Source organism: Brachymonas sp. J145 (assembly GCF_036312245.1).
In the GTDB taxonomy this organism is placed as follows: Bacteria; Pseudomonadota; Gammaproteobacteria; order Burkholderiales; family Burkholderiaceae_C; genus Brachymonas; species Brachymonas wangyanguii.
The window spans coordinates 62,998-82,232 of sequence record NZ_JAZDCI010000002.1 but is presented as its reverse complement, the minus strand read 5'-3'; the positions used below and the strand labels follow the sequence as shown (position 1 = coordinate 82,232).

Sequence of the window (19,235 nt, the reverse complement as noted above, 5' to 3'; positions counted from 1 at the left end):
TGTGCTGACCATCCGGCCCGGGAAGACAGGAGTCGTGCGTAATCAGCCCAGCTGTTCGTTGATGAAGGCGACCAGCTGCGGCTTGGCCAGGGCACCCACCTTGGTGGCGACGGCCTGGCCGCCCTTGAACAGCATCAGCGTGGGAATGCCACGGATGCCGTACTGGGCCGGCACGTTGCGGTTGTCATCGACGTTCATCTTGACGATCTGCAGCTTGCCGTCGTATTCCTTGGCGAGTTCGTCCAGCACCGGGGCGATCGCCTTGCAGGGACCGCACCATTCGGCCCAGAAGTCCAGCAGCACGGGCGCCGTGGATTGCAGGACATCTGCCTGGAAGGTTGCGTCGGTAGTGTGTTTGATCAGGTCGCTGGCCATGGTGGTTTCCTTTGGTGGTATGCAGCAGCCAACCGGGCTGCGGGGCTGCCATGATGGCCTTATTGTGACAGAAACAGGCGACCCCATCATGGATGGGAAATTGATCCGCTAGCATCAGGGGCAGGGAGGAGCAATGAGCACAATCACACAGGAGAAATGGCTGGCCTTGTGCATGCAGTTGCAGCAACATCTGCAGCAACGCGGGGCCGATCCGGCACGCACGGTGGTACTGCTGCCCTATGCGCAGCTGCTGCCCGTGGTGCGCGCGCACTGGGCACAGCTGCCGCAGGCCGGCTTGCTGCCACGGTTCGAGACCACCTTCAACTGGGCGGCGCGGCTGGCGCCGCATGTACCGACGGCCGCCGACTACAGCCAGGATGCCGCGCAGGACCTGCTGACGGCTGGCCAGCTGCTGCAGGCTGCCGGCTTGCGCCAGCAGGCGAGCTGGCTGGCGGGCCGCGTGCGCGAGGCCGCGCAGCAACTGGCACCGTTGGCACAGGCGCAGCCGCCTCAGCAGCGGCTGGCCTGGATGCAGGCGTTGCTGCCACAGCTGCTGGACAGTCTGGGCGCGGCACCAATGCGTTACGAGCAGGTGGTGGCGCAGGTGGCGCTGGCCTGGGTTGGCAGTTCGTCCTATGGCACCGACATCCTGTTCGATACGCTGGAACAGGAAACGCCCGATGCGCTGGTGCTGCTGCGCGGCTATCAGCGGGATCCGCTGTCCGAGGCCCTCTATGCGCGCTGGCTGGAGCAGCAGCCCGAGGCTGGCTGTGTGATCGACATCCCCGCGTTCTGGGAGGAGGTCGGCCAGGCGATAGTGCTGGAGCCGGTGCAATGGCATCGGGCGCGCGACCTGGAAGATCAGGCAGCGCGCGCCGCGGCCTGCGTGCAGCAGGCCGTGGAACGGCGCAGCGGGCTGGTGGCGCTGGTGGACAGCGACCGCGCCTTGACGCGCCGTATCCGCGCCCAGCTGGAGGCACAGCACCTGACGGTGCGTGACGAGACCGGCTGGAAGCTCTCCACCACGCGTGCGGCGAGCCAGCTGATGAGCCTGTTGCGCGCTTGCGCACCGCAGGCGGACAGCGATGCCGTGCTTGAATGGCTGAAGCTGGCGCAGACCGTGCCGGGATCGGCCGTATCTGGCCACTGGTTGCAGCCGCTGGAAGCCTGGCTGCGTGAACGCGTGCAGGCGCAGTGGCCGCATCGCCAGGCCTGGCTGCAGTGGGAGCATGCGGGCCGGGAATATGCCCTGCAGGTAGAGGATTGGCGTCTGGCGCTGCAGAAGCCACGCAGCCTGGCGCAATGGCTGACGGATCTGCAGACGGCCTTGCAGCAGAGCAGCCAGTGGGACTGGCTGCATGCCGATGCTGCCGGCCAGGCGGTGCTGCAGGCGCTGCATCTGCAGCCGGGCGCGCTGCCGCTGGCGTCGGATGCGCGGGACTGGAATCAGCCGGATTTTGTGCGCTGGGTGCAGGATGTGCTGGAGGCTGGCAGTTTCAAGCCGCCGTATCCGCTGGAAGAGCAGGTGGTGATCCTGCCACTGAGCCAGTTGCTGGCGCGTGCGTTTGCGGCGGTGGTGATCCCGGCGTGCGACGACACCCAGCTGCCGGCAGCGCCGGAACCGCCCGGTGACTGGACCAGCAGCCAGCGTGAACTGATCGGTCTGCCGTCGCGCCAGCAGCTCCAACAGGCGCAGCGCGCGGCCTGGCTGCACGCCTGGCAGTTTCCGCAACTGGCGCTGCTGACCAGTGACAGCGATGGTGCCGGCGAAACACTGTTGCCGAGCCCGCTGCTGCTGGAAGCCGGCCTGGCCGAAGCGCCAGGGATGCAACGCGGCCTGCAGCTGGCAGGCGATGTGCGTGTGGCGCGAACGCTTGCGCCCGATCCCGTGTGGATGCCACAGGCGCCGGGTAGCCGGCTGCCGCTGGCGCAGATTTCCGCCAGCGCCTACGACACGCTGCGCGCCTGTCCCTACCAGTTCTTTGGCCAGCAGCAGTTGCGCCTGCGCGAGGCGAATGAGCTGCGCACCGAGCTCGACAAGCGCGATGTCGGCAACTGGCTGCACCAGCTGCTCTACCTGTTCCATGATTACTGGCAGCAGGCCGGCGGCCAGGATGTTGGCGAGGCGCAGTTGCGCCAGTGGCTGGATCAGGCTGCTGATGAAGCCCTGCGCCAGGAGGGGCTGGATGCTGTCGATTTTGTGCCCTGGCAGGCGGTCTGGCCCAAGCTGCGCGATGGTTATCTGACATGGCTGCTGGCTTACCAGAAGCAGGAACAGGCGCGTTATGCCCATGGCGAGCACTGGCGCGACAAGCCTCTGGCCGAAGTGTTTGCCGGGCTCGGTGCCGATCAGCTGGAAGAGGGCGAGCCTGCCATTGCCTGCGATCCGGCGCGGCTGCCGCAGGTGTCCTTGCATGGCCGTATCGATCGCATCGATGCCCTGCCTGCCGCTGCTGATGCGTTGCCGGGCGCTCCGGCGCGCTGGATGCTGCTCGACTACAAGGCGGAGCGGCTGGAAAAGACGCGCAACCGCGTCAAGGATGGCGATGAAGATGCGCAGCTGTCGTTTTATGCCGCCATGATGGCGCCCGATCCGGTACGCGTGGCCTATGTCAACGTGGGCGAGAACGGCAAGACCGAGATGCATGAGCTGCCCGGCGTGCAGCGCCAGAGCCGGCTGCTGATGCGCAGCCTGGCGTCCGACCTGCAGCGCATTGCCGATGGCCAGCCGCTGCAGGCGCTGGGCCAGGGCGGATGTTGTGACTACTGTGCGATGCGCGGCCTGTGCCGGCGCGATTTCTGGATGGAGGAGCAGGCATGAGCAGCGCCCACGCCTATCGGGTCAACGGCGAGATCGTGCCGGACCAGGCTTTTTACGCCGTGGCCTGCCACCCGGCACGCCATGTGGTGGTCGAGGCCTGTGCCGGTGCCGGCAAGACCTGGATGCTGGTCAGCCGCATCCTCCGTGCCTTGCTGGAAGGAGCCGAGCCGCAGCAGATCCTGGCGATCACCTTTACCAAGAAGGCCGCTGCCGAAATGCGCCAGCGCCTGAACGAATGGCTGGCCGATTTTGCCGGCAAGACGCCGGAGCAACTGGAGCCGGAGCTGCGGATGCGCGGCATGACGCCGGAGCAGGCGAAGCAGCATGCGCCGGCGCTGCAGGGGCTGTACCTGAAGCTGCTGCAGCACGGTCGCAGCCCGCAGATCCGCACCTTCCACAGCTGGTTTGCCGCCTTGTTGCGCGCGGCACCGCTGCAGGTGCTGGAACAGCAGGGCCTGCCCAGCCAGTACGAACTGCTGCAGGATGATGCGCGCGCCGTGGCCGAAGTCTGGCGGCCGTTTTTCCAGGCGCTGCTGCGCGATGATTCGGCGCGCGCCGATTTCGATGCGCTGGTAGGCCTGCATGGCCGCAGCAACACGCTGAAGGCGCTGGAAGCCGCACTGGCCAAGCGTGTTGAATTCCGTCTGGCGCACCAGCACGGGGTGCTGGAACGATCGGTGCTGCCGTTTCAGCAGCTGGTGCTGGAACTGAAGGACTTTGCTTCGCCGGCGGCATCGCTGGACAGCGAGGCGGCGGCGCAGCGCTGGCATGCACGCTCGGCCGCGCTGGGGTCGGAAAAGCTCAAGACACCGCAGCAGGCGGCTGCCAAGGTGGTGGAAGCCTTTGAACAGCCGGATCTGGAGCAGCGGCTGCAGATTTTGCGCAAGACCTTCTTCGTCAAGGACGAGGATCGGCTGACGAAGAACCTGCAGAAATTCGATGCCGCGCAGGATGCCGAAGCCGAGCTGCAGCTGCTCTGCCGCGCCCAGGCACAGCACGCCGCCTGGCTCTACCAGCAGCGCATGGTGCGGCTGACGCTGTTGCTGCTGGAGTGCTACGCCCAGGTCAAGCGCGAGCATGGCTGGATCGACATGGCCGATATCGAGGTCAGCGCCGGCCAGTTGCTGGGTGACGAGCTGCTGAGCGGCTGGATCCAGGAGCGGCTCGATGCCCAGGTGCGCCATTTGCTGATCGACGAATTCCAGGACACCAACCCGATCCAGTGGCATGCGCTGCAGGGCTGGCTGTCCGGCTATGCTGGCGCGGCGACCCCGCCCAGCGTGTTCATCGTCGGCGATCCCAAGCAAAGCATCTACCGTTTCCGCCGTGCCGATCCTGAGGTGTTCCGAGAGGCGCGCCGTTTTGTGCAGCAGGCGCTGGGCGGTGCCGTGCTCGAATGCGACCATACGCGGCGCAACGCGCAGCCGGTGATCGATGCCGTCAACGCGTTGATGCAATCGGCGCAGGACGAGGGGCGCTATGCGGATTTCCGTACCCACACCACGGCGGCAGAGGTGGCTGGCTGCGTGCTGACGCTGCCGCAGATCGCGCGACCGGAAAAGGCCGAGACCGATGCCGCCAGCGGCTGGCGCGACAGCCTGACCACGCCGCAGCTCGAGGAAGAGGAGGCCCTGATGGCGCGCGAATGCCGCCAGGCGGCGCAATGGCTGCAGCGCTGCGTGCAGGCCGGCACGCCGGCCAGCGAAATCCTGGTGATTGCGCGCAAGAACGCGCGCGTGGCGGCGATGCAGCACGCGCTGGCCGAGGCCGGCCTGCCGGCACTCAAGGCCGACAAGCTGCTGCTGGCTGAAGCGCCCGAGGTGCAGGACGTGGTGGCGCTGGTCGATGCGCTGGTCTCGCCGCGCCACGACCTGTCGCTGGCGCGTGCGCTGAAGTCGCCGATCTTCGGTCTGGACGATGCGCAGCTGGTGGAGATCCGTCTGGGCGTGCTGCAGGCCGCGCAGCAGGCCGAACCGGCGGCCATCAGCTGGCTGGACTGGCTGCTGGCGCATGCCGATACCGACCCGGCCGTATCTCCCTGGCAGCCGCTGGCGCGCCAGCTGCAGCGCTGGCAGCAGTGGCTGCAGCAACGGTTGCCGCATGATGCGCTCGATGCCATCTTCCGCGATGGCGACTTGCTGGCGCGCTATGCCGCCCGCACCAGCCCGGCGCAGCGCGCTGGCGTGCTGGAGCGGCTGCAGGCCTTGCCCGGCCACATGCTGGCGTTCGATGGCGGCCGCTTTGTCAGCGCCTACCGCTGGGTGCGCGCCATGCGCGGCGGTGATCCGACCGGTACGCCGGTGGCTGGCGGGCAGGGCATCCGCCTGCTCACGGTGCACGGTTCCAAGGGGCTGGAAGCGGGGCTGGTGCTGCTGCTCGATACCGATGCCGCCAAGGGCCGCAGCAAGGCGATGGATGTGCTGGTGGACTGGCCCGGCAGCCACACGCATCCGGCGCAGCTGGTGTTTCTACAGAGCTTTTCCAATCCGCCGCCCTCGGTGTTGCCACTGGTGCAGCAGGAACAGCAGGCCGAGGAGCGCGAGGAAGCGAACGCGCTGTACGTGGCCATGACGCGGGCGCGCCAGGTGCTGGCGTTTTCCAGCACCGAGCCGCGCAGCGTGCAGGAGCACAGCTGGTGGCAGCAATGGCAGCGCCAGGCTGATGCCATCGCGCTGCAGCCAGACGATGCCGGCGAGCTGTCGGTAGCGGCCGACTGGCCGGCCATCAGCCACAAGCCTGAGGCGCACGAAGCCGCATCGGTGCAGGCCGGGCAGGTGCTGGAGCTGCCGCCACTGGCAGCGGAGCTGCAGCGCCATGTGCAGCTCACTACCGCCGATCTGGCGGCGCGTGATGCCAGCCGTGCGCTGCAGGCCACACTCGGCGAGGCCATGCACAAGGTGCTGGAATGGCATCGCCAGGGCGCGCAACCGCCGGATGCTCAACAGCAGCGCCAGTCCTTGCAGCAGCGCTACCAGCTGGACGCGGCGCAGGCAGCCCAGGTCGTGGCGCAGGCGCAAGGCATTCTGCAAGGCGATGCGGCCTGGGCCTGGGACGAGCTGCAGATCGACTGGCAGGCGAATGAAATCGACATTGCCTGGAAGCAGCAGGTGCTGCGTATCGACCGCCTGGTGCGTCGGCGTGCGCAGGCCGGTGAACCGGCCAGTTGGTGGGTGCTGGACTTCAAGTCCTCGCTGGCGCCGCAGGAGCAGGCCGCGCTGCGCCGCCAGATGCAGGACTACCGGCAGGCGGTGCAGGCGCTATATCCAGACGCGCCGGTGCGCGCGGCGTTCCTGACACAGGACGGGCAGATGCAGGAACTGGCCTGAGACGGGGGCCGGCCTCCGGGCTGGTCGCCTGTCATGATTTGTCACCGAATAGGCGCTTGCCGGGCAGGCCGGCTGCGCTATGCTGGGACTTTAGCTTGCAGTACCTTGAATCCCATCATGGATAGCCTTGCCTCCCCCATGCCTGCCGCCGCGCAGGATCACGCCGCCCGCATGCGTTGGCGCGTGGAAGAGATCGACTGGAACGGCATCGACCATGCCCGTATCGCCGATGATGAGCTGCTGTTCTATCTGTTGACCAGCGCGTCGTTTATTGAATCCGGTTCGGACCTGTACACGCGTAACCTGATTGGCCACTACGCCCGCTGGCCCGAGGTGGCGCAATGGCTGGGCGCGCACTGGGAGCAGGAAGAACTGCAGCACGGTCGCGCCTTTGCCGCCTACGTGCAGGCGGCCTGGCCGCAGTTTCCGTGGCAGCAGGCCTTCGAGGGGTTCATGGCCGAGTACGGCCCGATGTGCACGGTGGAAGAGCTGGATCCGGAGCCGGCGCTGGAAATGGCGGCGCGCTGCGTGGTCGAAATGGGCACCACTACCTACTACCACACGCTGCGCGAGCTCAGCGACGAGCCGGTGCTGACCGGCTTGCTGAGCCAGGTGCGCGCCGACGAGGTCAACCATTACAAGCACTTCCTCGCCTATTTCCGCCAGCTGTCGGCGCAGCAGCCGGTGTCACGCCTGCGCGTGGCGCGCGTGCTCTACCAGCGCCTGCTGGAACTGCGCGAAAGCGATTCGGATGTGGCACTGCGTCATGTCTGGGCGCACAAGGGGCCGATGTTTGCCAACGGTGCGCAGAGTTATGAGGCGATCAGCGAGCGCATCTACCAGACCGTGAGCCGCCAGTTGCCGGCCGATCTGGCGGTGCGCATGCTGCTCAAGCCCTTGCAATTGCCGACGCGGCTGGAGCAGTGGATTAGCCCGACGCTGGTGCGGGTGGCACGGCGGGTGGTGGCTTCGTGAGGCAGAATGAGAACTGCCATCTGGGTGATGGCAGTGATACAGCCAAGTGATGCGGGCTGGGTCGAAAGATGCCCAGTGTCATATGGCTGGATCACACTTCACGTGATACAGCGAAGTGATACAAGCAGGGGATAATGACCTGTGGTGATTCAAGGTGTTGAAAGACAACAGGAAATTGGAAAAGGGTGACGAGCCTTGACCCCGGCACTGGCTACACAGTTAGGGCTGCTTGGTTCCCCACCTGACCCGGTTGGCCGCTTCACCATGCGGGAAGGCCCGTCGCCCACCATTGTAGACCAGGATGCCCACTGTAACCGTAACAGGGGGCATCGATTGTCTGCTTCTGCGTTTACGAGGCTGACAGTTTCATCAATACCAGGCCGGAGACGATCAGTACGGCGGCGACCAGGCGCATGGCCGTGAGTGGCTCTCCCAGCATCACGATGCCGACGATGAAGGCGCCCACGGCACCGATGCCGGTCCAGATCGTGTAGGCAGTGCCAAGCGGCAGCGTACGCATGGCGACGCTGAGCAGCCAGAAGCTCAAGGCCATGGCGACCAGCGTGACGAGCGAGGGGGTGAGACGGGTGAAACCGTGCGACAGCTTCATGCTGGTGGCCCAGACGATTTCGAGCAGGCCGGCGAGCAAGAGGGCAATCCATGCCATGAGGGGACTCCTTTCCAGGGTGTGGTCGGGTCGTCCCGCAACATGTGCCCGGAATGGGGGAGGTCGTCCTCCTGCAAATGAAAATGGTAGCAGATCGCTCAGCGGCTGGCCAGCTGGCGGTCGCGGATTTCCAGCGCCTGCGGATTCACCAGATTGATCGGCTTGCCATCCAGCCAGGCCAGGATGCTGTCAAAGGCCTGGCTGAAATACAGCTCGTAGCTTTCCTGCTCGACATAGCCGATATGCGGCGTGCACAGGCAGTTTTCCAGGCGCAGCAGGGCCTGGCCCTGCAGTACCGGTTCGTTCTCGAATACGTCGATGGCGGCCATGCCGGGACGGCCACGGTTGAGTGCGGTAATCAGGGCATCGGGCTGCAACAGTTCGGCGCGCGCGGTGTTGACCAGGGTGGCGGTCGGCTTCATGCGCAGCAGGTCTTCCAGGCGCACCGTGCCGCGCGTTTCGGGCGTCAGGCGCAGGTGCAGGCTCAGATAGTCACTGTCAGCAAACAGCTGCTCCTGGCTCAGGGCCGGGGTGTAGCCGAGTTGTGCGGCCTCGTTGCGGGCACGATCGCTGCCGCCTACCAGGACCTGCATGCCAAAGGCCTTGCCGTAGCCGGCGACCAGCTTGCCGATCTGGCCAAAGCCCCACAGGCCGAGTGTCTTGCCGCGTAGCACGGTGCCGATGCCGAAATTGGGCGGCATGGAAGACGCCTTGAGACCGGACTGCTGCCAGACGCCATGGCGCAGATTGGCCATGTAGTGTGGAATACGGCGGCTGGCGGCCATGATCAGGCCCCAGGTCAACTCGGCGGCGGCGTAGGGCGAGCCGGTACCGGCCGCCACGGCAATGCCGAGGTCGGTACAGGCGTTGAGATCCAGATGGTCACCCACGCGGCCGGTCTGCACGATGAGCTTGAGGCGCGGCAGTTTTTCCAGCAGCGAGCGGTTGAGAGCGGTGCGCTCACGGATCAGGACGATGATGTCGGCATCTTTCAGGCGTACCGACAGCTGGCCGATGCCCTTGACGGTGTTGGTGTACACCTTGGCGTTAAAGGCATCCAGCTTGTGGGCGCAGGGCAGCTTGCGCACGGCGTCCTGATAATCGTCCAGAATCACAATGTTCATGCGCACATTGTGCACAAAGCTGAAGTAAAAACAGCGATGACAAGGCGCAAATTTGCATTCACTGCCGAAAGCTTGCAATTTGAAACACTTGCGGGCGCGCCCCCGATGTGTTGTCAGTTTCAGTCGTGGCTTGACGCGACAGTGAGGCGCACGCGACTGGCTATTGCCAGCGTGCGCGTGCCACTTCAGCCCAGACGCAGGAATTGCTCTTCCTGGGCCACCAGTTGCTCCAGCTGCTGGCATACCTCGGACAGCTTGCCGCTCAGGTAGAGGTGCTCGAGTGTAACTGCAGCTAGCTGACGCGGATGGCCGCCAGTTTGCAGGGCCGGTGTGCGGCCTGCGGCATACAGGCGGGAAGGCGGGCGGGTCGCTGCTGTGGCGGGTACCAGCTGCAGTGTGGCTTGAGACTGCTGGCTAGCCTGGCGCAGGGCCAGGCGGGCGGCCGCGCTGTAGGGCCGCGTTGCTGGCAGTTGCGGACGCGTCGCTGCGGTGGTGTTGGCTGGCTTGTAGGCCTGGCTTTCATCGCGCAGGATGGCCATGGGGCGCTGGGCAGCTTCAGACTGCTGGCCGGTGAACCAGTTGCGGATGGCCTGGAAGGTGGTATTGGCATTCATGGTGGTGCTCCTATGGGCTTGTGGTGACACATAGGCAGGATTGGGAATGCTGGCTGACCGCAAGGGTTGTCCCTGCCACCCGTGAGGCAGCATCAACAACGCCCGCCACCTTGTGGCAGCCTGGGAAAAGGGGTGTGCTTAAGGAATGTGCTTACATGAGCACGCTGTTGCGGATCAGGCCAACGGCCAGACCTTCGATGGCGAAGGGTTCGCCGGGCTGGACCACGATGGTGGGGTAGTCCGGATTTTCTGCGTGCAGGGCGATGTGGTCGGGGCGGCGCTCGTAGCGCTTGACGGTGACCTCGTCACCGACGCGGGCGACGACGATCTGGCCGTTGCGCACGTTTTGCGTGGCCTGCACGGCGAGCAGGTCGCCATCGAGGATGCCGACATCGCGCATGGACATGCCGCGTACCTGGAGCAGATAGTCAGGCTTGTGGGCAAACAGCGTGGGGGCGACGTGGTAGACCGTATCGACATGCTCCTGTGCCAATACCGGCGAGCCGGCGGCGACACGGCCAACGAGTGGCAGCGCCAGTTGCGACAGGGCTTCAAGCATGCCAGGCTGGGCATCGCCTTCGGGGTGGCGCAGGCGGATGCCGCGTGAGGTGCCGCTGACCAGTTCGATGGCGCCCTTGCGCGCCAGCGCCTGCAGGTGTTCTTCTGCAGCGTTGGCCGACTTGAAGCCGAGTTCTGCCGCAATTTCGGCACGCGTGGGAGGCGCGCCGGTATTGGCAATGGCCTGCTGGATCAGGTCCAGGATCTGTTGCTGGCGAGCGGTGAGTTTGATCGCGGGTTTCATAGTCTACACTGCCGGTTAGGGGTCTGGGGATGCATACATGCTGTTTGCACATACAGTACCTGTATTTTTAACCAGCTTTTTGCCTTTGGCAAGAGGAAATCGCCCAAATGGAAAAAATTGTTGTTTTGGCCACAGGTGGCACGATTGCCGGCGAGGCTGCCAGTGCGGCCGAAGCCGTTGCCTACCAGGCCGCGCAACGCCCGGTTGCAGCCCTGCTGGAGGCCGCGCAGGCGCTAGGCGACGGGCGCCATGCGCTGGAGGCACGGCAGCTAGTGCAGATTGACAGCAAGGACATGGAAATTGCTATCTGGCAGCAGCTGGCACAGGCCTGTGCCGATGCGCTGGCACGACCGGATGTGCGTGCCGTGGTGATTACGCATGGCACCGATACGCTGGAAGAAACCGCCTACTTCCTGCAACGGGTGCTGGCTGCAGCGCCAGGCAGCTGGCAGCAACAGGGCAAGGCGGTGGTGCTGACGGCGGCGATGCGTCCGGCCACGGCGCGCCTCAGCGATGGCCCGCAGAACCTGGCCGATGCCCTGACGCTGGCGGCAGATGCGCGGGCCTGTGGCGTGCTGGCCGTGGTGGCGGGCAAGGTGTTTGCTGCCAGCGAGGTCAGCAAGATCCATCCTTATCGGCTGGATGCGTTTTCTCCCGGTGATGCCGGCCTGCTGGCGTGGATGGAAGAGGGTAGCGTGCGCTGGCTGCGTACGGCAGCGCCCTGGCCGCAGGCGGATAGCCGCTTGTGGCGCCAGGTGCAGGACACGCCGGCCAGCGACTGGCCCTGGGTGGAGCTGCTGGCCAGCCATGCCTGCAGCAGTGCGCGCGCGCTACAGGCGCTGTTGCAGGCGGGAGTGCACGGGCTGGTGCTGTCGGGCACCGGCAATGCCACCCTGCACCACAGCCTGGAGCAGGCGGCTACGCTGGCGCAGCAGCAGGGTGTGCCGGTCTGGCGCAGCAGCCGCTGCCTGGCTGGCCATGTCGTGCCTGGAGCGGCCGCAGCTGTCCCGCTGGCGCTGGAGGATGGCTTGCCGCTGACGCCGGTCAAGGCGCGCATCGCCTTGTTACTGGATTTGCTGCTGAAGGCCAGTTGAGCGGATGCCGGTCAGCCGGCGGCATGCTGCAGTACCTGTTGCAGCGCTGGTCGCAACGGAGCCAGACAAGCCAGTTCGCGAATCCACGGTGCCAGTATGCGCAACTGCCGGCCTGGCATGACCGCGGTCATGTCCATGCCGACATGGTCGGTCTGCCCAGGTTGCAAGCAGGGCATGGGCTGGCTGTCATGCAGGCTGAAGTAGCGGTCGTGGATCAGGCAGGATTGCCGCACCATGCACCAGACCCGGTCGCGCAGGAACCACTGGTCGATATTGGCAGTTTCCACCGCGCCGGAGTGGTAGGCGAGCAGCATGGGTGCCAACGGCGGCAGCACTCCGGCCACGCCACCCCACATGCCGGCCAGCATCAGGTCGGTATGGCTCCACCAGTCGCGCATGGTGTGGAACCAGCGCCCGGAATCCAGCCATTCGCGTACTGCCTGCTCTTCACGGGGATTGATGACGGAATCGGCATCACGGCAGAGAAAATAGCCGACGCCCGGGTCATTTGCTACCTGGAAGCGCCAGCACAGGCGCTCGCGCAGGCTTTGCCCGGTCGGCTGCCGGCGTACGTCCACACCGAGCTGTTCCAGCGCTATAACGTAATCGGCAGGGACCGAATCGTCCAGGTAGCAGCGCAGCTCCCAGCCGGGGTAGATCACCGGTGCCATCAGTGCGTTCTGCAGCAGGCCCAGCAGGTAACGTGGCTGCTTGCCCCAGAGCGAGAAGGCGATCACGTGCTGCTTGCCGGACTGCAAGGCCAGCTCGGACGGCTTGCCAGCGGGCAGTTGCCAGCCAGGCGTGGCAGACGGCTGGGCCTGGTCCTTGATGCGCAGCGAGGTGCTGCCGGCCTCGCGTGCTTCTTCCAGTTGGCCAATACGTCGTAGCGAAGCGGCCAGCACGTCCCAGGCGAGTGCGTTGTCCGCCTGCAGCCGGGCAGCCTTGCGGGCATACTCCACGGCCTGTTCCAGCTGGCCGGCCTTGCTGCAGCAGGTCGCCATATTGGCCAGGATGGCCGGATCGTCAGGGCATTGTGCCAATGCCTGTGCCGTGATCGTGGCGGCAGACCGGTAGTCCTGCTGGCCGTAAAAGTAGTACGCCAGCTGCTGCAGCATGTCGACCGGCTTGGTACTGCCCAGGGTATTCAGGTGAGCAATCAGGGTCTGGATCGCTTGCGCCTGCCGACCCTGCAACCAGTGGTCCTGGCTGGGGTGATGCCATTTTTTTGGGTGCGATGTCGAAGCCATGTTGCCTGCAATAAAAAAGGAGCTGCAGGCAGCTCCTTGGGGTGTCAGATCAGCCGATCAGTTCGCCAGCGCAGCAAACGCAGCCTGGGTGATCTCGTCAACGCTGCCCATGCCGTTGATGGCACGGTACTTGGGCGCAGCTGCCGGGTCTTCCTTGGCCCAGTTGCTGTAGTAGTCGACCAGCGGACGGGTCTGCTGGCTGTAGACGTCCAGGCGCTTCTTGACGGTCTCTTCCTTGTCGTCATCGCGCTGCACCAGCGGTTCGCCGGTGATGTCATCCACGCCTTCGGTCTTCGGCGGGTTGAACTTGACGTGGTAGGTACGGCCGGAAGCAGGGTGGCTGCGGCGGCCGCTCATGCGTTCGATGATGGCATCGAAGGGCACGTCGATTTCCAGCACGTAGTCCAGCTTGACGCCGGCTTCCTTCATGGCTTCGGCCTGCGGGATGGTGCGCGGGAAACCGTCGAACAGGAAACCATTGGCGCAGTCGGCTTCGGCGATGCGCTCTTTCACCAGGTTGATGATCAGGTCGTCGCTGACCAGACCGCCGGCGTCCATCACCTTCTTGGCTTCCAGGCCCAGCGGCGTGCCGGCCTTGACGGCAGCGCGCAGCATGTCGCCGGTGGAGATCTGCGGGATGCCGTATTTCTGGCAGATGAAGTTGGCTTGCGTGCCCTTGCCGGCGCCGGGTGCGCCCAGGAGAATCAGTTTCATAGGTGGATCCTTGGTCTGGTTCGGAGCCCGGAATCAGGTCCGGGATGCTTGTTTGTCATGGGTGACCCGCAGGTCACCTGTCTTCCTCCCGCACCGCCTGGCGCAAGGGAACACCCAAGAATACCATGGCAACCAGCTGTAGCAACAGTTTGTCCGGGCGTGATATTCAGGGTTTGCCCGGATGGGCTCAGCCGAGCTGCGCCAGGCGCATCACTTCACGCGAGAGTGCGGCCTTGCCTTCGGCCAGCATGGCGCGATGGCGATCCAGCCGACCCAGGTCGTACAGGTAGTTGACCATCAGGCCCCAGGACTGGCGCTGGCCCTTGGCCGAAGGGTCAGCCAGCCAATGCACATGCTCGAGCCGGGCACCGTTGCCGAGGTGGAAGCGCGCTACTGGATCAAGCGGTTGGCCGCGTTCGTTCAGGCTGCTCAGGTAGCGCGCCGCCGCGCCGCGCAGCAGTTGCTGCGCCGGGTGATTGGCGTCGCGCGGCAGGGTGCTGTCGATCTTGGCCGGCCACTGGCGCATCCAGTCGGCTTCGGACAGGCCGCTGGCCTCGACCAGCGGCTGGCGCAGCTTGGGCGTGGTGGCCTGGGCCACGCTTTCGGCGTTCTGTTCCTGCTCCAGCCACTTGCGGAAACCGGGAATCGGCGACAGCGTGGCAAAGCGCTTGATCTGCGGCAGTTCGGTCTGCAGCGCCTCGACCACGCGCTTGATCAGCGAATCACCAAAGCCGACGCCGCGCAGGCCGGTCTGGGTGTTGCTGATGGAGTAGAAGATGGCGGTGTTGGCACGGGCCAGATCGACATCGCCGGCGCTGACGTCCAGCAGCGGCACCATGTTGTCGGCCAGCTCGCGCGTGAGCGCCACCTCGACAAAGATCAGCGGCTCGTTGGGCAGGCGCTGGTGGAAGAAGGCGAAGCAGCGGCGATCATGATCCAGCCGGTTCTTGGCATCGTCCCAGCTGACGATATCGTGCACTGCTTCGTACTTGATCAGTTTTTCGATCAGCGATGCGGGCGAATCCCAGTTGATGGTCTGCAGCTGCAGGAAGCCGATATCGAACCAGCCGGTGAACAGGTGCTCCAGCTCGGCGTCCAGCGGCAGCAGCGCCGGTTCGCGCTTGAGCTGGGGCATCAGTTCGGTGCGCAGGTCCAGCAGGAAGCGCATGCCGTGGCGGGTGGCGCTGATGCGCTGCAGCAGACGTGTGCGCGGCGAATGGAAAGCCTTGCGCAGGCGGATTTCGGCCTGGGCTTCTTCTGCCGTGCCGAGGGCGGCATCGTACTGCTGCTTGGCCTGGCGTACCTTGGCGGTATCGGGCGCAAACTGCTCGGTCATCAGGCGCCAGGCGTCGGCGCGCGATTCCGCATCGGCCTGCAGGTACCAGTCGACAAAGGGCTGCGCCTGGCGGATCGCCTCGGCCTCGCTGATGCGCGGCTCGACAATCGCCTGCAGCTCGGCCAGCAGCTTGCGCAGGTTGCGCGGACTCAGCTGTTCCGGCTCCACGCGCAGGTAGGCGTCCATGCGCTCCTGGGTGGAGCGGGTGGGGGTGCGCGGATCGGGCTTGTTGCCCTGGCGCGGTGCATCGACCAGGCCGCTCATGCCCACGGTTGACAGCGCCTGGGGCAGCAGGCGGGCCAGTTGGCGGCTGAAGGTGCTGCTGGGGGAGCTGGTGGTGGGCATGGTTTTCTCCTGTGTCTGTGAATGATCTCTGTAGCTGGGGATGGTCAGGAATGCTTCAACCGGGATCGGCTCAATCCAGCGGCTGGCGTTCGAACACCAGATCCCAGACGCCGTGGCCAAGGCGCAGGCCGCGGTTCTCGAACTTGGTCAGCGGGCGGTAGTGCGGCTTGTCGGCGTAGCCGTGCGCGTGCGGGCTGGTGTTGCGCAGCATGACTTCGGCGCTGAGCACTTCCAGCATCTGTTCGGCATAGGGCTGCCAGTCGGTGGCGCAGTGGATATAGCCGCCCGGTGCCAGCCGTTCGGCCAGCTTGCGTACCAGCGGCGACTGGATCAGGCGGCGCTTGTTGTGGCGTTTCTTGTGCCAGGGGTCGGGGAAAAACACGTGCACGCCGTGCAGGCTGCCATGCGGCAGCATCTGGTCGATCACCTCGACGGCATCGTGCGCGCAGATGCGGATGTTCTGCAGGCCTTGTTCGCCGATGCGCTTGAGCAGCGCGCCCACGCCGGGTTCGTGCACTTCGCAGCAGAGGAAGTTGGTGTCGGGCAGCACGCCGGCGATATGTGCCGTGGCTTCGCCCATGCCAAAGCCGATTTCCAGCACCACGGGGGCCTGGCGGCCAAAGGCCTGCTCCATGTCCAGCGGCGCGGCGGTGTAGGGCTGCAGGAAGCGATCACCGAATTCGGCGTAGGCCTTGGCCTGACCGGTGGTGACGCGGCCGGTGCGGCGCACAAAGCTGCGGATGGTGCGCGGATGCGCCACGCCCTCGGGGGCAGGGGCGGCATCGGAAGAGTCGGGGGTGGGCAGGGACGGGGTATCGGAGCTCATGAAGTCTTGAAGCCAGCAATGCAGGGAGGCCGCCTCCTGGGCGACCTGGTCAGACTGCATCGTACCCGATGCGCGCCGGGATCGGCAGTGCCGATGCGCCGGCAGGACGCGGAATCGGCTCAGTCCTCGCTCTCTTCCTCGTCGTCTTCGTCGTCGTAGTAATCGTAGGGCAGCGGCTGGCCCTGCAGTTCGTTGATCAGGGCTTCGCGGTAGTGCGCCAGGCGCTCGGCCAGCGCGCCGACTTCGGAGCTGTCGCAATCGACGATATCACCCACCAGCAGGTCGGGCTGGGTGGACAGGATGGTTTCGATGTAGCGGTCGGCCAGATCGGCGGCGGCCAGCAGCTTGCTTGTATCGCTCATGGGAATCTCCTCGTGCATCGGGTGGACAGGGCGGGCATGATGCAGATGCCACCCGGCTACCGTAGCAGTGCGGCATGACGCGGGCGTGACTCCGGGGTGACGGCGGGTATCTGCCGGTTACGGATAGCGTTGCTGCCAGTGCGGAATCCAGCTGGCGAGCAGGGCGTCCAGCGTGCTGGCAGCCTGGGTTGGCAGGCTGAGTGCCTGGGCGGCCAGCTGCAAGTTGTCCATTCCCTGCCCGGCCGGCAGCGGCTGCGCCGCATTCTGCTTGGACAGCTTTTCGCCATTTGGGCCCAGCACCAGCGGCGTGTGCAGGTAGCGTGGCGCCGGCAGGCCGAGCGCCTGCTGCAGCACGATCTGGCGCGCGGTGTTGTCGGCCAGGTCCTCGCCGCGCACCACATCGGTGATGCCTTGCAGCGCGTCGTCCACCACCACCGCCAGCTGGTAGGCCCAGAGGCCATCGGCACGACGCAGCACGAAGTCGCCCACGGCTTGCAGCACCGGCTGCTGCTGCGCGCCCAGCCGGCGATCTTGCCAGTGCACGCTGCCATCGGGCGGTAGGCCGATGCGTTGCAGGCAGGCCGCGACATCGAGCCGCCAGGCGCGCGCCGGCTTGCCCTGCAGCCCGCCACGTGAGGGGTGGCAGGTGCCGGGGTAGACCAGTTCGCCATGGCGCGCCTGCTGCTGGCCGCTGGCAGCCAGCGCCGTCGCAATGTCCTTGCGCGAGCAGCCGCAGGGGTAGGCCAGTTCGGTATCGATCAGTTGTTGCAGCGCCTGTTCGTAATGGGCACTGCGTTCTGATTGCAGTACCGGAGTCTCATCCGGATGCAGACCGTGGTCATGCAGTTGCTGCAGAATTTGCGCGCTGTATGCCGGGCTGCAGCGCGGCGCGTCCACATCCTCGATGCGCACCAGCCAGCGTCCGCCATGGGCGCGCGCATCCAGCCAGCTGGCCAGCGCGGCGACCAGTGAGCCGGCGTGCAGCGCGCCGGTGGGGGAGGGGGCGAATCGACCGATATACATGGGGCAGCCGGCAGTGTAGCAAGTGCCTCAGCAGCGCTGGCGCTGGTGGCCGGCAAGCAGCGCGCACTGCGTGGCCGGGCTGTCCAGCTGCTGCAACCACCATTGCAGTGCCTGGCCTTGCAGCTGCTTGCCACGGTGCCAGGCGTAGTAGCTGGAAAAATGGGTTTCGTGCTGTTCCTGCGCCAGTTCCTTGCGCACCAGCGCGCCACGATCCAGGCGCGGTTGCACCAGATGCAGCGGCACATGGCCGACGCCGATGCCGCAGAGCTGGGCCGTGATCTTGGTCGCCATGTTCGGTACCGCCAGCACGTCCTGGCCCGCCAGCAGGCCAACGGTGCGCCCTTGGCCGCGCGAGGCGCTATCGGCCACGGCGACGGCACGATACTGCAGCAGGTCATCCGGTGTCAGTGGCCGGTCGATCGCCGCCAACGGGTGGCTGGACGCCACCGCATAGACAAACTCCACATCGCCCAGATGGCGCGCCTCGATCAGGTGGTCGTTCCAGCCGGTATCGAGCACCGCGCCAATGGCGAGATCGGCCTGGCCCAGGCTGAGCGCCTCCAGCGTGCCGCTCATCACTTCTTCACGGATGCGGATGCGCGTGGGCGCGCCCAGCTCGAAAAACGCCTGACACAGCTCCAGCACGGTGCCGCTATCGATCAGGTTGTCCATCACGATGCTCAGGTGCGATTCCCAGCCGGTGGCGATGCGGCGCACGCGCTGGGCAATGCGGCCGGTTTCGGTCAGCAGGCGCGCACCTTCCTGCAGCAGCTCCAGGCCGGCAGCGGTGGGAATGGCGCGGCGCCCCTGGCGGTTGAACAGCAGCACGTCGAGCGCGTCTTCCAGCTGGCGCACGCGGTAGCTGAGCGCGCTGGGCACCAGATCCAGTTCGCGCGCGGCAGCGGCAAAACTGCCGTGATCGGCAATCGCCTGCAGCATGCGCAGATTGGCCGGGTTGAGCTGGTCGTGCAGGTGGTCCAGATTCATGGTTCAAAAAATTTGAATGTTGACATCAATACAGATCGTTATTGATTGATGGAACGAGTTCTACCATACACATCGTGGTTCGGCCAAGACGGGCTGCACCAGTTTTCACTCATTATTTTTCATACAGGTAATCATCATGTCCCAAACCACTGCTTTCCAGACTGCCTCTTCTTCGTCCAGCACCGCTGCCGATTCCGCCAACCTGATCGGCCGCCTGCTGCTGGCAGCGCTGTTCCTGCCTGCCGGTATCAGCAAGCTGACCGGTTTTGCCGGTACCGTGGGCTATATCCAGTCCGTCGGCATGCCCCTGCCAGAACTGGCCGCCATCGTCGGTGCAGCGGTTGAAATCCTCGGCGCGCTGGCCCTGATCGTCGGCTTCCGTACCCGCATTGCCGCGCTGGTGCTGGGCGGCTTCACGCTGGTGGCGAGCTTCTTCTTCCACGCCTACTGGTCTGCCCCGGCTGATGCGCAAATGGTGCAACAGCTGCTGTTCAACAAGAACATCGCTGTGGTGGGTGGCCTGCTGGTGCTGGCAGCCGCAGGTGCCGGTCGCCTGTCACTGGACGCACGCCGCGCCTGAGAGTTTGCTAAGCTAGC

The 19,235-nt window shown here is 65.6% G+C and carries 17 protein-coding genes and 1 other RNA gene; 5 read left to right on the top strand and 13 right to left on the bottom strand.

Annotated features, from left to right (window positions below; all coding sequences use genetic code 11):
* Positions 1–42: 42 nt before the first annotated feature.
* Entirely contained in the window at positions 43–375 is a 333-nt protein-coding gene (gene trxA / locus V1261_RS02690) for a thioredoxin TrxA (protein ID WP_329769898.1), read from the bottom strand.
* A 133-nt stretch (positions 376–508) separates the two neighbouring features.
* On the opposite strand from trxA, the gene V1261_RS02685 reads away from it, so the two are divergent.
* The 3 genes from V1261_RS02685 (at position 509) to V1261_RS02675 (ending at position 7,497) form a co-directional block, all read left to right on the top strand.
* Positions 509–3,196: a PD-(D/E)XK nuclease family protein gene (locus V1261_RS02685; RefSeq protein ID WP_329769897.1), complete on the top strand. Its 2,688-nt coding sequence runs from the start codon at positions 509–511 to the stop codon at positions 3,194–3,196.
* The gene (locus V1261_RS02680; RefSeq protein ID WP_329769896.1) at positions 3,193–6,522 is read left to right on the top strand and encodes a UvrD-helicase domain-containing protein; all 3,330 of its coding nucleotides are present in this window, start codon (positions 3,193–3,195) and stop codon (positions 6,520–6,522) included. Before V1261_RS02685 ends, V1261_RS02680 begins: the two co-directional genes overlap by 4 nt.
* Before the next feature lie 117 nt (positions 6,523–6,639).
* On the top strand, positions 6,640–7,497 hold the full coding sequence (locus V1261_RS02675) for a ferritin-like domain-containing protein (protein WP_329769895.1): 858 nt from the start codon (positions 6,640–6,642) through the stop codon (positions 7,495–7,497).
* Between the two features lie 184 nt (positions 7,498–7,681).
* Here the strand turns inward: V1261_RS02675 and ffs are convergent.
* The 5 genes from ffs to lexA form a co-directional block, all read right to left on the bottom strand.
* An RNA gene (gene ffs / locus V1261_RS02670) (signal recognition particle sRNA small type) lies at positions 7,682–7,778 on the bottom strand.
* A 68-nt stretch (positions 7,779–7,846) separates the two neighbouring features.
* The gene (sugE, locus tag V1261_RS02665) at positions 7,847–8,164 is read right to left on the bottom strand and encodes a quaternary ammonium compound efflux SMR transporter SugE (protein ID WP_329769894.1); all 318 of its coding nucleotides are present in this window, start codon (positions 8,162–8,164) and stop codon (positions 7,847–7,849) included.
* 98 nt (positions 8,165–8,262) lie between these two features.
* Entirely contained in the window at positions 8,263–9,288 is a 1,026-nt protein-coding gene (locus tag V1261_RS02660) for a D-2-hydroxyacid dehydrogenase family protein (protein WP_329769893.1), read from the bottom strand.
* A 185-nt stretch (positions 9,289–9,473) separates the two neighbouring features.
* Positions 9,474–9,902 (bottom strand): hypothetical protein, encoded by a 429-nt coding sequence (locus V1261_RS02655; protein ID WP_329769892.1) that lies wholly within the window; start codon positions 9,900–9,902, stop codon positions 9,474–9,476.
* A 151-nt stretch (positions 9,903–10,053) separates the two neighbouring features.
* Positions 10,054–10,704: a transcriptional repressor LexA gene (gene lexA / locus V1261_RS02650; protein WP_329769891.1), complete on the bottom strand. Its 651-nt coding sequence runs from the start codon at positions 10,702–10,704 to the stop codon at positions 10,054–10,056.
* Positions 10,705–10,811: 107 nt separating this feature from the next.
* Here lexA and V1261_RS02645 point away from each other — a divergent pair, with 107 nt between their 5' ends.
* On the top strand, positions 10,812–11,798 hold the full coding sequence (locus V1261_RS02645) for an asparaginase (protein WP_329769890.1): 987 nt from the start codon (positions 10,812–10,814) through the stop codon (positions 11,796–11,798).
* A gap of 11 nt (positions 11,799–11,809) precedes the next feature.
* Here the strand turns inward: V1261_RS02645 and V1261_RS02640 are convergent, their stop codons facing one another.
* The 7 genes from V1261_RS02640 to V1261_RS02610 form a co-directional block, all read right to left on the bottom strand.
* Positions 11,810–13,045, bottom strand: a complete 1,236-nt coding sequence (locus V1261_RS02640) for a tetratricopeptide repeat protein (protein WP_329769889.1) — start codon at positions 13,043–13,045, stop codon at positions 11,810–11,812.
* A 57-nt stretch (positions 13,046–13,102) separates the two neighbouring features.
* Positions 13,103–13,759: an adenylate kinase gene (gene adk, locus V1261_RS02635; protein ID WP_329769888.1), complete on the bottom strand. Its 657-nt coding sequence runs from the start codon at positions 13,757–13,759 to the stop codon at positions 13,103–13,105.
* Between the two features lie 187 nt (positions 13,760–13,946).
* Positions 13,947–15,440 (bottom strand): malonyl-CoA decarboxylase, encoded by a 1,494-nt coding sequence (locus V1261_RS02630; protein WP_329769887.1) that lies wholly within the window; start codon positions 15,438–15,440, stop codon positions 13,947–13,949.
* Positions 15,441–15,510: 70 nt separating this feature from the next.
* On the bottom strand, positions 15,511–16,266 hold the full coding sequence (gene trmB / locus V1261_RS02625) for a tRNA (guanosine(46)-N7)-methyltransferase TrmB (RefSeq protein WP_329769886.1): 756 nt from the start codon (positions 16,264–16,266) through the stop codon (positions 15,511–15,513).
* 119 nt (positions 16,267–16,385) lie between these two features.
* Positions 16,386–16,628, bottom strand: a complete 243-nt coding sequence (locus tag V1261_RS02620) for a hypothetical protein (RefSeq protein ID WP_329769885.1) — start codon at positions 16,626–16,628, stop codon at positions 16,386–16,388.
* Positions 16,629–16,745: 117 nt separating this feature from the next.
* Positions 16,746–17,651 (bottom strand): tRNA glutamyl-Q(34) synthetase GluQRS, encoded by a 906-nt coding sequence (gene gluQRS, locus V1261_RS02615; RefSeq protein ID WP_329769884.1) that lies wholly within the window; start codon positions 17,649–17,651, stop codon positions 16,746–16,748.
* A gap of 27 nt (positions 17,652–17,678) precedes the next feature.
* Positions 17,679–18,638 (bottom strand): LysR family transcriptional regulator, encoded by a 960-nt coding sequence (locus V1261_RS02610; RefSeq protein WP_329769883.1) that lies wholly within the window; start codon positions 18,636–18,638, stop codon positions 17,679–17,681.
* 136 nt (positions 18,639–18,774) lie between these two features.
* Here V1261_RS02610 and V1261_RS02605 point away from each other — a divergent pair, with 136 nt between their 5' ends.
* On the top strand, positions 18,775–19,218 hold the full coding sequence (locus V1261_RS02605; protein ID WP_329769882.1) for a DoxX family protein: 444 nt from the start codon (positions 18,775–18,777) through the stop codon (positions 19,216–19,218).
* Positions 19,219–19,235 lie beyond the last annotated feature (17 nt).

Coding starts and splice junctions, on each gene's coding strand:
- V1261_RS02645 (WP_329769890.1), top strand. CDS start 10,812: ATGGAAAAAATTGTTGTTTTGGCCACAGGTGGCACGATTGCCGGCGAG.
- V1261_RS02610 (WP_329769883.1), bottom strand. CDS start 18,638: ATGAATCTGGACCACCTGCACGACCAGCTCAACCCGGCCAATCTGCGC.
- V1261_RS02680 (WP_329769896.1), top strand. CDS start 3,193: ATGAGCAGCGCCCACGCCTATCGGGTCAACGGCGAGATCGTGCCGGAC.
- V1261_RS02640 (WP_329769889.1), bottom strand. CDS start 13,045: ATGGCTTCGACATCGCACCCAAAAAAATGGCATCACCCCAGCCAGGAC.
- gluQRS (WP_329769884.1), bottom strand. CDS start 17,651: ATGTATATCGGTCGATTCGCCCCCTCCCCCACCGGCGCGCTGCACGCC.
- trxA (WP_329769898.1), bottom strand. CDS start 375: ATGGCCAGCGACCTGATCAAACACACTACCGACGCAACCTTCCAGGCA.
- trmB (WP_329769886.1), bottom strand. CDS start 16,266: ATGAGCTCCGATACCCCGTCCCTGCCCACCCCCGACTCTTCCGATGCC.
- lexA (WP_329769891.1), bottom strand. CDS start 10,704: ATGAAACCCGCGATCAAACTCACCGCTCGCCAGCAACAGATCCTGGAC.
- adk (WP_329769888.1), bottom strand. CDS start 13,759: ATGAAACTGATTCTCCTGGGCGCACCCGGCGCCGGCAAGGGCACGCAA.
- V1261_RS02655 (WP_329769892.1), bottom strand. CDS start 9,902: ATGAATGCCAATACCACCTTCCAGGCCATCCGCAACTGGTTCACCGGC.
- V1261_RS02660 (WP_329769893.1), bottom strand. CDS start 9,288: ATGAACATTGTGATTCTGGACGATTATCAGGACGCCGTGCGCAAGCTG.
- sugE (WP_329769894.1), bottom strand. CDS start 8,164: ATGGCATGGATTGCCCTCTTGCTCGCCGGCCTGCTCGAAATCGTCTGG.
- V1261_RS02685 (WP_329769897.1), top strand. CDS start 509: ATGAGCACAATCACACAGGAGAAATGGCTGGCCTTGTGCATGCAGTTG.
- V1261_RS02675 (WP_329769895.1), top strand. CDS start 6,640: ATGGATAGCCTTGCCTCCCCCATGCCTGCCGCCGCGCAGGATCACGCC.
- V1261_RS02605 (WP_329769882.1), top strand. CDS start 18,775: ATGTCCCAAACCACTGCTTTCCAGACTGCCTCTTCTTCGTCCAGCACC.
- V1261_RS02630 (WP_329769887.1), bottom strand. CDS start 15,440: ATGCCCACCACCAGCTCCCCCAGCAGCACCTTCAGCCGCCAACTGGCC.
- V1261_RS02620 (WP_329769885.1), bottom strand. CDS start 16,628: ATGAGCGATACAAGCAAGCTGCTGGCCGCCGCCGATCTGGCCGACCGC.